This is a genomic window from Flavobacterium difficile (assembly GCF_011392115.1).
Taxonomy (GTDB): Bacteria; Bacteroidota; Bacteroidia; order Flavobacteriales; family Flavobacteriaceae; genus Flavobacterium; species Flavobacterium difficile.
In genome coordinates this window covers 549168-562237 of sequence record NZ_JAAJBT010000001.1, presented here as the reverse complement: position 1 = coordinate 562237, position 13070 = coordinate 549168, and the positions used below count along the sequence as shown (strand labels likewise).

Here is a 13070-nt window from a genome sequence, read left to right as displayed (position 1 = left end):
ATGTATTATCCGTTTTTAAGAGCTAGACAATTTGAACTTATAACTTTACGTGAATTAGCAATTGAAGGCGCTACTCAAGGCTGTATTTTTCCAATACTTGAGCCAGTAAAATCTACATTTAACAATCTGAATTTAGCTTATAAAGTTTTTGAAGAACGTAAACAAAGTGTATACTTAATCGTAAATCCTGCATATGGTGAACTTACTGGTGATGTTGAACATTATTTAGATTATATAAACAATTTAAATAATGATATTGTTTTACCTGCTTTTCATTATAGAAATAATAGAAAATACATTACTCAATGCATAAATAAATACAATCTAAATCAATGCATGTTGATTTGTAAAAATGATATTCATGAAAACGATGAAGATTTTAAAGAATTGGCTCAATTAGATGAAGTTACAATAATAAACACCGAAGACCCATCTAGAAATAGGTCCTTACATAGATTCACACAAAGCCTCGACAAAACTTATATAAGATTAGATGATTTATTTGAAAAACAAGCTAGAAATAGTGATTTTCTAAGTATTGAAGAGCATCGATTTTCCGAAGAACATATTTATTATTCTGAAGACGGATATGATGGTTTTTCAGATTATACGGTATTACCAAGTGAATTCATAGATGGAGGAAGTACTCCTAGAGCTGTAGTAATTCATCTTACATACTTGAATGTTCAAAATCAAATAATGATTAGGCATTTTACTTCCGAAAGCAATGATTCTATTGCTAATATTCAAGGGAAATTTGCTGAAGCCGCCGAAAAAGCAGTTGATTACTGTAGAGCAAATAGCCTTACTAATTCAGCTATTATAGAATTAGAAAATTATTTTGACGAGCAACATTATCCTGGATTAGGTACCGTAAAAAAAATATCAATAAAAAATCATTTGTTGATTTTATCACAATACTTAAGAAATAGATAGTAAAACATGGAAGTTTGCCCAAATTGTTTTGAGGATGCAGAACTTAAAGGATTCATTTCATCTTCAAAAAATATAGGAATCTGCAAAATTTGTGATTCTTCAAATGTACCTTTATTATTAATTGATGAACTTATTGATTTTTTTCAAGGACTTATTGATAATTTTAAAGTTTTGCCTGATGGCGAACCTTTAATATCAAAAATTCAAAGTAATTGGAATTTCTTTTCAACTTTAAATATTGGCTCAATTATTCTTAACGAAGTATTATCAAAAATCACTTCTGAAATAAAAAATTCTGAGTATTTAGTAGACTATACAGATGATATTATTGAAAACTTTTCATTTTGGGAAATATTAAAAGATAATCTGAAAAAATCAAATAGATATATTACAAATATTGAGTATTTAACTGAAGATTTAGGTTGGGATGGTTTTTTTAACACTCAATTTGAACTTAAATCTTCTGATGAACTATACAGAGCAAGAGTACATCATAAAAGCAATCTAGAAGCCTATTCAATAAAAGAAATGATGTGTCCGCCTTTCAATCTGGCTGGTGGCGGTAGAGCTAATCCACTTGGAATTCCTTATTTATACTTAAGCGATAACCCAGAAACTGTTTTGTATGAAGTAAGAGCTTCATATCTTGATGAATTAAGTATTGGATTATTTAATCTAAAAAAAGAAATTGATTTTGTTAAAATTGTTGATTTCACAGAACAAACTTCTTTATTTCAGACAACAAATATAAAACAAACTATAAAATCAAAACTTTTAAGAGATGAAATAAGTAGAGACTTATCAAAACCAATGAGGAGATATGATAGTGAAATTGAGTACATTCCTACCCAATTTATTTGTGAATTTATCAAAATCTTCACTGGGGCAAGTGGAATAAGATTTTGCAGTTCATTAGATCCATCTGGAAAAAATATAGTTATGTTTAATCAAGAATTAATGGAATGCAAAAATGTTTTCCTAAAGAAAATTGACAAAATGCATTTAAAAGCTGTTGACCATAAAACAAAAGACTCCTAAAATAAGGAGTCTTTTGATATTTATTAAAAACCAACTTACGCTTTTCCAGCAGCAATCAAATTTAAAGCGGAACCAGCAACAAACCAACCTATTTGGCTTTCGTTGTACGTATGATTTGCTAAAATAACATCTTTTGTGCCGTCTGTGTGGACAAACTCTAAAGTTAAAGGTTTTCCCGGTGCGAATTCTGTCAAATCTAAGAAATTGATCACATCATCTTCTTGAATTTTATTGTAATCGGCTTCGTTAGCAAAAGTTAGTGCTAACATTCCTTGTTTCTTCAAATTCGTTTCGTGAATACGTGCAAATGATTTTACTAAAACTGCTACAACACCTAAAAAACGGGGTTCCATAGCCGCATGTTCACGCGAAGAACCTTCCCCATAATTGTGATCTCCCACAACTATTGAAGGAATACCAGCAGCTTTGTAAGTACGAGCTACAGCAGGAACTTCTGCATAGTCACCAGTTACTTGATTTTTTACGGAATTCGTTTTCCCATTGAAAGCATTTTCGGCTCCAATTAACATATTATTTGAAATATTATCTAAATGTCCACGAAAACGCAACCACGGTCCGGCCATAGAAATATGATCTGTGGTACATTTTCCGAACGCTTTAATTAACAACTTCGCCCCTTCGATGTTTTTACCGTTCCAAGGTGCAAAGGGTTCTAATAATTGCAATCTATCTGAAGTTGGCGAAACCACAACCTCAACTGAAGCACCATCTTCAGCAGGCGCTTGAAAGCCGGCATCTTTTACATCAAAACCTTTAGTCGGTAATTCATCTCCTTTTGGAGGATTTAATTTTACTTCTTCACCCGTATCACTTAGTAAAGTATCTGTTAACGGATTAAAATCTAAACGACCAGAAATTGCTATAGCGGCCACCATTTCTGGTGAAGTTACAAACGCATGAGTATTCGGATTTCCATCGGCTCTTTTAGAAAAATTACGGTTAAAGGAATGAATGATGGTGTTTTTCTCTTGTTTGTCTGCTCCAGCTCTGTCCCATTGTCCGATACATGGTCCGCAGGCATTAGTAAAAACTTTTGTTCCCATTTTTTCGAAAGTGGCGATAATTCCGTCTCTTTCGATTGTATATCGAATTTGTTCTGAACCTGGATTGATTCCGAATTCAGCTTTTGGAGTGATGCCGTGAGCAACAGCTTGCTCTACAATTGATGCGGCTCGACTCATATCTTCATAAGAAGAATTCGTACAAGAACCAATTAAACCCCATTCTACTTTTATGGGCCAACCGTTTTGAGCGGCTTCTACTTTCATTTGTGAAACTGGCGTTCCCCTGTCTGGTGTAAAAGGACCGTTAATATGTGGTTCTAACTCTGATAAGTTAATTTCAATTAATTGATCGAAATATTGCTCTGGATTCGCATATACTTCGGCATCACCTGTTAAATAATTCGCCACTTTATCTGCTGCATTTACTACATCTTGTCTTCCAGTAGCGGCTAAATACCTTCTCATCGAATCATCGTAACCGAAAGTCGAAGTGGTCGCTCCAATTTCTGCACCCATATTACAAATGGTACCTTTTCCTGTGCAAGACATGGATAACGCACCTTCACCGAAATATTCTAAAATAGCACCTGTTCCACCTTTAACAGTCAAAATATCTGCCACTTTTAAAATAACATCTTTTGGAGAGGTCCAACCGTTTAACTTACCTGTTAATTTTACTCCGATTAGTTTTGGAAATTTCAATTCCCAAGACATTCCGGACATGACATCAACAGCATCCGCACCACCTACTCCGATGGCTAACATTCCTAAACCACCTGCATTAACCGTATGTGAATCGGTACCAATCATCATTCCGCCAGGAAAAGCATAATTTTCTAAAACGATTTGGTGTATAATTCCAGAACCCGGTTTCCAGAACCCAATTCCGTATTTGTTAGAAACAGAAGAAAGAAAATCGAATACTTCTTTGGATTGTTTATTGGCGAAAGCTAAATCTTCCACAGCTCCCGATTTGGCTTGAATTAAGTGATCACAATGCACAGTTGTTGGAACCGCAACTGTTTTTTTTCCGGCACGCATAAATTGCAACAAAGCCATTTGAGCCGTAGCGTCTTGACAAGCTACTCGATCTGGAGCAAAATCTACATAATCGACACCTCTTTTAAAAGTTGAAGTAGGTGTTTTTTCCCATAAATGAGCATATAAAATTTTCTCCGTTAAGGTAAGTGGACGACCAACTAATTCACGAGCTTTGTCTACTCGCTCCGCCATAGTTGCATACACTTTTTCAATCATTTGAATATCGAATGCCATAGTATTTATTTTTATGTTGTTGTTTTATTTTTATTTATCACAATTTACAAAAAATAAAGAAGGTAAAAAAGAAAAAGCTCGAGTTTAACGCTCGAGCTTTTAAAATTATATATATGTAATCAATTGATTATAAAACCATTTGCTTATTTGAAGGGGCGAATTTTGTTAAATTGATGCCTTCAACCGCTTTTTTGTATTCTTCAATCGTAGGTGTTCTTCCTAATATAGTAGATAAAACCACTACTGGTGTAGAAGAAAGTAACGATTCTCCTTTTTTCTCATCCGTATCTTCTACCACACGACCTTGGAACAAACGGGTTGAAGTAGCCATAACTGTATCTCCTTTAGAGGCTTTTTCTTGGTTACCCATACATAAGTTACAACCTGGGCGCTCTAAATACAACATGTTTTCGTATTCTGTACGTGCCGCACCTTTAGGCGCATTATCATCAAATTCGAAACCTGAGTATCTTTGTAACACTTCCCAGTCGCCTTCCGCTTTTAATTCATCTACAATATTATATGTTGGAGGAGCTACTACAAGAGGTGCGTTAAATTTCACTTCACCATTTTGCGCTTCTACATTTTTAAGCATTTGTGCTAAGATTTTCATATCACCTTTGTGCACCATACAAGAACCGATAAATCCTAAATCTACTTGTTTGTCACCGCCGTAGAATGAAAGAGGACGAATGGTATCGTGTGTATAACGTTTTGAAACGTCTTTGTTGTTTACATCTGGATCAGCAATCATTGGCTCATTAATCACATCTAAGTCGATTTCAACTTCCGCGTAATATTTTGCATTGGCATCTGGACGTAAACCTGGTTTTTCACCTGATTTAATTTCAGCAATACGTTTATTTGCTTTATTGATTAATCCTTGAAGCACTTGCGTTTTGTTATCCATTCCTTTATCAATCATGATTTGGATTCTTCCCTTCGCAATTTCTAAAGATTCAATTAATGTGTCATCTTCAGAAATACAAATTGAAGCTTTGGCTTTCATTTCAGCGGTCCAATCTGTAAAAGTAAAAGCTTGATCGGCAGTAAGCGTTCCTAAGTGTACTTCGATAATTCTTCCTTGGAAAACATTTTCTCCACCAAATTTATGTAACATTTGTGCTTGAGTAGCGTGAACTACATCACGGAAATCCATGTAACTAGCCATTTGACCTTTGAAAGTCACTTTCACAGATTCTGGGATTGGCATAGAAGCTTCTCCAGTCGCTAAAGCTAAAGCAACTGTACCTGAATCGGCACCGAAAGCTACACCTTTAGACATTCTTGTATGTGAATCACCACCAATGATGATGGCCCATTCATCTACAGTAATATCGTTAAGTACTTTATGAATAACGTCTGTCATCGCGTGATATTCTCCTTTTGGATCACGCGCTGTAATTAAACCGAAGTCGTTCATAAACTTCATTAATTTCGGAATATTCGCTTGTGCTTTTTTATCCCAAACAGAAGCCGTATGACAACCTGATTGATAAGCACCATCAACAATTGGAGAAATGACTGTTGCTGCCATTGATTCTAATTCTTGAGCTGTCATTAATCCTGTAGTATCTTGAGAACCCACAATATTCACCGTTACACGAACATCAGAACCTGCATGTAAGGCTTTTTTAGAGATAGTTCCCACCGAATTTCTATTGAAAATTTTCTCTACAGCGGTTAAACCTTGTCCTTCAACAGAAACTTCTTTAGATGGAGCGTAAACTAATGGCGCTTCAATTCCTAAAGTTTTAGCTGCAAAAGTTTGAATTTTTTTACCAAAAACTATCGCATACGAACCACCAGCTTTGATGAATTCCATTTTCTGAGGCGTGAATGCTTTAGAAATGTCGATTAATTCTTGGTCTCCGTTATATAATTTTTTTGTTTTTGTATTGATAGTAAGCACTGTTCCTGTTGCTACAGAATATACTTCTTCTAAAATTGGATCACCACTTTCATTACGAACTACTTCTCCATTAGCGTCTGTCTTTTTTACCCAGTTTTTCAAATCGATTCCAATTCCACCCGTTACATCCACTGTTGTTAAGAAAATTGGAGAAATTCCGTTAGTTCCTGCTACGATTGGTGCGAAGTTTACGAATGGCACATAAGGACTCGCTTGTTTCCCTGTCCAAAGCGCTACGTTATTGACACCTGACATACGAGAAGAACCTACACCCATAGTTCCTTTTTCTGCAACTAACATTACTGATTTATCAGGATGTTGCGCTTGTAAGGCTTTTATTTCTTGTTGTGCTTGAGGCGAAATCATACATTTTCCATGCAATTCACGATCTGAACGTGAATGTGCTTGATTTCCTGGCGATAACAAATCGGTAGAAATATCTCCTTCACCTGCTATGAAAGTCACAACTTTGATTTCTTCAGCAACTTCTGGAAGTTTGGTAAAAAATTCTGCTTTTGCGTAACTTTCTAAAATTTCTCTTGCAACTTCATTATTACTTTCGAAAGCTGCTTTCAAACGATCCATATCTGCATCGTAAAGATATACTTGAGTTTTAAGAACTTCAGCAGCCGCTTTAGCAATAGCGATATCATTTCCTAATGCTAAATCCAATAATACTCCAATAGATGGACCACCTTTCATGTGAGATAATAATTCGAAAGCGAATTCTGGAGTAATTTCATTGACTACTTCTTTACCTAGAATTATTTCTTTTAAGAAATTTGCTTTCTCAGTAGCAGCACTTGTAGTTCCTGGTAAAGTATTGTAGATAAAAAATTGAAGCGCATCGTTTCTGTATTCATTAGTAACCTCTTTAATTAGCGCTATAATTTCGCTTAATAATTCAGCGCTATCAATTGGTTTTGGATGAAGACCTTGGCCTTTACGATCTTCAATTTCCTTAATATATTCTTTATAAAGATTCATTTCCATATCGAATTCTATATTATAAATTAGTTTGTTTGTTTGTGTTTTTTTCTAAAGTGGTACAAATTTAAATAATTCTTTTTGGATTAAAAAATTTATAACAAAAAACGATATTCGCAAAATTATTATTTGTAATTATTCTATTTTACTGAATTAAATTCAAAAATAGCTATAAAAAAAACAACTTCTTTAGGAATTCTTAATTTTAAGAAATTAAACTACGAATTTCGAAAAAAACAACATAGTATTTTGTCAAATTGATAAAACCAATCTGAACAAGTCGCTATTTTTTATATTTAAACATCCAATCATACATAGCGTCTTGATGAAACAAACTCTCGACACTTCCATGATTCCCACCTTTTATTATGGTTAGTGTTGCATCTGCATTGGGATTGCATTTTTTTATAGCATTATAAACCTTCTGAGATTCAGATAGTTTTACAATATAATCTTTATCACCATGTTGAATCCACATAGGAACTTTAGCCAAATTACAACCATCTGCAACATTTCCACCGCCACAAATCGCCACAGCTGCGGTGACTCTGTCTGGATATTTTCCAACGAAATGCATGGTTCCGTAACCTCCTAAACTCATTCCACAAACATAAACGCGTTTTTCATCTGTAGGATAATTTTTTTGAACGTAGGTTAGAATTTCTAATACTTTATCTGGATTCCAATTTCCCGAAGCAATTTGAGGTGCAATTACGATCGCATTTATTTTTCTTCCTTTATCCATCGCACGTAAAACACCATAACGCTTTACCCTATTTAAATCTGTTCCGGAAAGACTTTTCCCATGAAGAAAAATTAAAACTGGAAGTTTCTCTTCTTTAGTAACGGTTTTTGGAATTTGAAGCCAAAATGGATAAGTTGTTTTTCCAATAACTGTATGTAATTTCTCTTCTGGTTGTTGAAAAGAAAATGTAATAACTAGAAATAAAAGGATCAGTTTTTTCATGAGAATGGTTCAGATTTAATTTCAAATCAGTACAAATGTAACAACTTAACCAAACAACTAAAACTATGTTCCCTTAAAGTTTTATTAAAATAAAAGTAAAAAATTCATCCTAATTCAAAATTAATTATAACTTTGTAATTCAAAGTACTTTTAATTATTAAATTTATCAACGATGGAAACCACAGAAAAAACAAACTATTTTTACCGCCAACCGGGTGTAAAATCGAGTATCGTAATTACGATATTGAGTACAATTATGCTTATTATAGCTTTAAATTCAGATGAAAATAACTTTAAGATGCTCGAGTTTTTTGCTTTTTTTACAATTGTAGTAGAATTAGCATTTGGAGTTATAGTAACATATCATGTATTAAAATATAAAGAAAAGTATAAGCATTTACTTCCGTTTTTATTTTTAAACTGGTTTATTGGATGCTTTTCCACAAATGTATTTATCAATATTTTTGAAAATTTACCAATATGGGTGTATGTAACAACTTTTGTTTTTTGCTTTACTAATTTTGCTATTTATTCGAACTACAAACATAAATATGCTTCACCTCTATTCTATCTTATCAATGGAAGTACTTTTTTGCTGATTATTTATTACAGTGTATATTTAATACCATTTGCACCTTACTCATTTATTGGAATTATTGCATTAGGTTTAGGCTTTTATGGAATTGTTCCCCTAATTGTTACCGTAGTGCATGTTTTAACTATCATAAAAGCAATTCCCAATCAGCGACCTAATTTAATTGCCTTTTCAACAGGATTCATTCTTCCTAGTGTAAGTTTTATCATTTTTACCGTTTTATTAAACAATGAAAGTAAAAAAATAAATGCTTTTAGTACTACAAATTCCTTTGAAGAAACAAGTATTGATTTGCCTACTTACATCGTCATTTCACAAAATCTAAACCCAAACTTTTTTAACGAAATCATTCTAAAAAAAGACCTCGTTTATATTGCATCAGAAAACTTTTTTGAATTTAGAGGTTTTGGTGATTTTGGAACCAAACAATATAATGAAAGAAAAACACATAATCCGATTATAAATTTAGCTTATGTGTTTTGCGAACCTTTAAATATTAGCAAAGATGATAGAATAAATATTTTAAAATCGAACTTTGATAAAAGATTGGAAACCGAAGAACAATTATGGAGTGGTACTGATTTATTTACAAAAAACATCAAAGAAGATGTGAAGATTTTTGCAGATCATAGATTGGCGTATACAGAAATTACTATGGATATTGCTTGTGCAGAAAAAACTTGGGGACAAAAAGAAGCCATCTATTCGTTTCAACTTCCAGAAGGTGCAGTGGCTACATCCTTATCACTTTGGGTAAATGGAGTAGAAAGAAAAGGCGTATTAACTACCAAAGAAAAAGCTGAAAAAGCATATAAACAAATAGTCGGTGTAGAGGCAAGAGACCCATCTTTAATGCAATGGAAAGAGGGAAACCGAGTAGTGGTGAGAGTATTTCCAATTAGTTACGAATTACCTAGAACATTTAAATGTGGCTTTACTACTCCACTTCAGGTGGATAAAAATAAAATGATTTACGAAAGTCTGGATATAAAAGGTCCAAATATTAATGCTGCCAAAACCATTTCCAGACTGCAAGTAGTAGGAAGCTCTACTATTAAAACATCTAAAAATTTTGAACTAAAAGAAAAATTTCAAATAAATGAATCGATAGGTTTAGAAAGTTGGAATGCTGAAATGCCGTTAAACGTTAAGACCTATTCAAAATCTTTTGTATGGAAAAACAAAGTGTATGAAATAAATGAAATAGAAACTACAAAAAGTCAGTTTACACCAAGTGAAATTATTTTGGATTTAAATAGCAATTGGAAATTAGACGAAATTGAATCTCTATTGAGCAATAACAATCAAAAATACTATGTAATTCGTGATGATGAAAAACAAGAAATCAATAATCAGAATTATAAAATTGTATTTGAGAAATTTGAAAATCTTAGCTATTCGCTTCTTCCTTTTTACAACTTAAAAGAAAAGAGTTTAGTTGTAACAAAATGCGGAATGATGTCTGCAAACTTTGAAGAATTAGCAACCTCTAAATACTTAAAAAAAGTAAAAACTACTACCAAAAATAAAAAGATTAAAGTTATAAATATATCGGATAACTTAAATCCATTTTGGCAAACGGTAAAAGAACAAAAATACATTACATATGCTAAAATGGATTTGAAAAACTGTATAAACACAATTCAAACCCATAGTTTTCCCATAAATAAAAGTGCAGAGAATCTAATAAATATTGAGTCGGCGAATATTTCCATTCAAGAAAATGACTTAACCACTGAAACAGAAAAAAACGGCAACAATCATATTTTCAGAATGTATGCCTTTAATAAAGTCTTAGAAGAACAAGTAAAAATACAGAGTGATACTACAGCTCAAAATCAGTTTGTTTCATTGGCTAAAGAAGCAAATATTGTAACCCCTATTTCATCATTACTGGTTTTAGAAACAGATGAAGATTACGAAAAAAATGGGATTGAAAAAAATGTGAACACATTAGGAAATGCTTCCATCAAAAATGACGGAGCTGTTCCGGAACCGCACGAATGGGCATTAATTTTCTTAGCATTAGGAATGTTGTTTTTTTATTATAAAAACCAAAGAAAAACCGCATAATGATTTCATACTTAGAAAAATACAAGATACATATAATTGCCACTTTAGTAATTGGATTGTTAGCGTTTAACCATAAAATTTTATTTTTTGGATTAGACAGTGACTTTTTCGGCATCTTGTTTTCTGTTATTTTATTTATAATAGGAAGTAGAACTACTAAAATAAAAATCAATTATTTACTTATAGCTATAATTATAGGATTTGAATTTATAAGTTATAGATTGCATACCAAGTCGTTACATTTTTTGTCATTGATGCTTTTAATCTGCTTGGTGTATTATAGCATAACTAAGAGATTTTCTTTTATTGCTTTCATTTGTATTTTGTTATTTTCTAGTGTATTTAATAAATTTTTCGAACATTTAACCACCGAGATTAAGCAACAACTTTGTTATGTGGTTTTTATCACTTTAAAAAATGTGATTGAAATTGATAAAATTGAAGGCGTTAATTTTTATATTGAAGGTGCAAAAATTACAATTGATACGGCTTGTATGGGACTTTCCATGTTTAAAACAGGCTTATTAACTGGTGCCATACTTTTAACCTTAGAAGAAAAAAAGGAAAAAAAATATTTTGGAATTTTTCCAATTATCCTTTTCTCAATCGCCTTAATTGTTTTAAATATTATTTCCAATTACTTCAGAATTGTAACTTTAATTCTTTTAGATTGTACACAAGAAAATGCCTTACATCATAGTGTTGGACTGGTTTGTTTTACGATGTATCAAGTGGTACCAATGTTAGTATTGATTCGGTATTTTAAACCAAAAATCACTACCGAAACTACAACAACTAAACATCTAAATATCGCACCAATTGGTATAGCCTTAATTTTAGTGTTGATTACCAGTGTAGAAATGAAAAAAGAACAAAATCTCGATTTATTAGTTAATTTGAATCCAGCATACAATTTAAAAAACGGGAAATGGGTCAATTCGGAAGTCTTTAAAATTATAGAAGAGCAAAAACTAATTTATATAAAAACACCAATACACAAACCTTTAATTTGTTGGACAGGCGACGGATATCGCATTTTCGAATCGAAAGAAATCACTCGAAACCATGAGACCATTTGGTATAATAAAATGGAGAAAAACAAGGTTATATACGATTCGTATTGGTGGTATGAATGTGGCAATAAAAAATACAACTCGTTTATTGAAGTCATGCTCATGAAATTGATTTATAACCAACCCATCCGCTTGATTAATGAAATCAGTATAGAAAGCAAAAAGCCTAACAGAAGTTAGGCTTTTTATATATTAAAACAATTTTCTAATAATATCTTCTTCTGAAATTCCTTCGGCGTCTGCTTTGTAATTTTTTACTATTCTGTGACGTAAAATTCCGAAAGCTACCGCTTGGATATCTTCAATATCTGGAGAAAATTTTCCATTTATAGCGGCATTAGTTTTTGCTGCTAAAATTAAACTTTGCGAAGCACGTGGTCCAGCGCCCCAATCTAAATAATTTTTAACAAAATCTGTAGCCAATGGATTATTTGGACGCGTTTTTGAAACTAAAGATACCGCATATTCTATTACATTATCTGTAACTGGAATTTTTCTGATTAGATTTTGATATTCTATAATTTCTTCGGCAGAAAACAAAGGATTGATGGTTACTTTTACATCAGATGTTGTAGCTTTTACCACTTGTACTTCCTCTTCAAAAGTAGGATAATCTAGATTTATAGCGAACATGAAACGGTCTAATTGTGCTTCTGGTAACGGATAAGTTCCTTCTTGTTCGATAGGGTTTTGTGTAGCTAAAACGAAAAACGGTAAATCTAATTTAAAACTTTGCCCGGCAACAGTAACTGACTTTTCTTGCATGGCTTCTAATAAAGCTGCTTGCGTTTTTGGTGGTGTTCTGTTGATCTCATCTGCCAAAATAATATTTGAAAAAATTGGTCCTTTTATGAATTTAAAATTTCTAGATTCATCTAAAATTTCACTTCCTAAGATATCAGAAGGCATTAAATCTGGCGTAAACTGAATGCGTTTAAAATTTAATCCTAATGCTTCAGAAATGGTATTTACCATTAAGGTTTTGGCTAAACCAGGCACACCTACTAAAAGTGCATGACCACCAGAAAAAATACTCAAAACAATTTGATTCACTACTTCATCCTGACCTACAATAATTTTAGCAATTTCTTGTTTTAATTGCTTTTGTTTTTGAACTAATTTTTCAATTGCTGCTACGTCTGACATATTTTTTAAAAGATAAAAGGTAAAAGTAAAAAGATAAAAATTT

The 13070-nt window shown here is 32.4% G+C and carries 8 protein-coding genes; 4 read left to right on the top strand and 4 right to left on the bottom strand.

Annotation, left to right across the window (positions count from 1 at the left end):
* Together G4D72_RS02390 and G4D72_RS02385 are read left to right on the top strand one after the other, a co-directional pair.
* Positions 1-936, top strand: a complete 936-nt coding sequence (locus tag G4D72_RS02390; protein ID WP_166075988.1) for a sce7725 family protein — start codon at positions 1-3, stop codon at positions 934-936.
* Positions 937-942: 6 nt separating this feature from the next.
* On the top strand, positions 943-1974 hold the full coding sequence (locus tag G4D72_RS02385) for an RES family NAD+ phosphorylase (protein ID WP_166075987.1): 1032 nt from the start codon (positions 943-945) through the stop codon (positions 1972-1974).
* Positions 1975-2009: 35 nt separating this feature from the next.
* On the opposite strand, the gene G4D72_RS02380 is transcribed toward G4D72_RS02385, so the two are convergent.
* From G4D72_RS02380 to G4D72_RS02370, 3 genes are all read right to left on the bottom strand, one after another.
* Positions 2010-4274 (bottom strand): aconitate hydratase, encoded by a 2265-nt coding sequence (locus G4D72_RS02380; protein ID WP_166075986.1) that lies wholly within the window; start codon positions 4272-4274, stop codon positions 2010-2012.
* A gap of 127 nt (positions 4275-4401) precedes the next feature.
* Positions 4402-7173 (bottom strand): bifunctional aconitate hydratase 2/2-methylisocitrate dehydratase, encoded by a 2772-nt coding sequence (locus G4D72_RS02375; RefSeq protein WP_166076092.1) that lies wholly within the window; start codon positions 7171-7173, stop codon positions 4402-4404.
* A 283-nt stretch (positions 7174-7456) separates the two neighbouring features.
* Positions 7457-8140, bottom strand: coding sequence for a carboxylesterase family protein (locus G4D72_RS02370; protein ID WP_166075985.1), 684 nt, complete (start codon positions 8138-8140; stop codon positions 7457-7459).
* 172 nt (positions 8141-8312) lie between these two features.
* On the opposite strand from G4D72_RS02370, the gene G4D72_RS02365 reads away from it, so the two are divergent.
* Together G4D72_RS02365 and xrtN are read left to right on the top strand one after the other, a co-directional pair.
* Positions 8313-10808 (top strand): XrtN system VIT domain-containing protein, encoded by a 2496-nt coding sequence (locus G4D72_RS02365; RefSeq protein ID WP_166075983.1) that lies wholly within the window; start codon positions 8313-8315, stop codon positions 10806-10808.
* Positions 10808-12061 (top strand): exosortase N, encoded by a 1254-nt coding sequence (gene xrtN / locus G4D72_RS02360; RefSeq protein WP_166075982.1) that lies wholly within the window; start codon positions 10808-10810, stop codon positions 12059-12061. The genes G4D72_RS02365 and xrtN overlap by 1 nt, the downstream gene beginning before the upstream one ends.
* Positions 12062-12073: 12 nt before the next feature.
* On the opposite strand, the gene G4D72_RS02355 is transcribed toward xrtN, so the two are convergent.
* The gene (locus G4D72_RS02355) at positions 12074-13027 is read right to left on the bottom strand and encodes an AAA family ATPase (RefSeq protein WP_166075981.1); all 954 of its coding nucleotides are present in this window, start codon (positions 13025-13027) and stop codon (positions 12074-12076) included.
* Positions 13028-13070: the final 43 nt, after the last annotated feature.

What these genes read in the sequence shown, in the direction of transcription:
- G4D72_RS02390 (WP_166075988.1), top strand. Translation starts at nt 1, where the DNA reads ATGTATTATCCGTTTTTAAGAGCTAGACAATTTGAACTTATAACTTTA.
- G4D72_RS02385 (WP_166075987.1), top strand. Translation starts at nt 943, where the DNA reads ATGGAAGTTTGCCCAAATTGTTTTGAGGATGCAGAACTTAAAGGATTC.
- G4D72_RS02380 (WP_166075986.1), bottom strand. Translation starts at nt 4,274, where the DNA reads ATGGCATTCGATATTCAAATGATTGAAAAAGTGTATGCAACTATGGCG.
- G4D72_RS02375 (WP_166076092.1), bottom strand. Translation starts at nt 7,173, where the DNA reads ATGAATCTTTATAAAGAATATATTAAGGAAATTGAAGATCGTAAAGGC.
- G4D72_RS02370 (WP_166075985.1), bottom strand. Translation starts at nt 8,140, where the DNA reads ATGAAAAAACTGATCCTTTTATTTCTAGTTATTACATTTTCTTTTCAA.
- G4D72_RS02365 (WP_166075983.1), top strand. Translation starts at nt 8,313, where the DNA reads ATGGAAACCACAGAAAAAACAAACTATTTTTACCGCCAACCGGGTGTA.
- xrtN (WP_166075982.1), top strand. Translation starts at nt 10,808, where the DNA reads ATGATTTCATACTTAGAAAAATACAAGATACATATAATTGCCACTTTA.
- G4D72_RS02355 (WP_166075981.1), bottom strand. Translation starts at nt 13,027, where the DNA reads ATGTCAGACGTAGCAGCAATTGAAAAATTAGTTCAAAAACAAAAGCAA.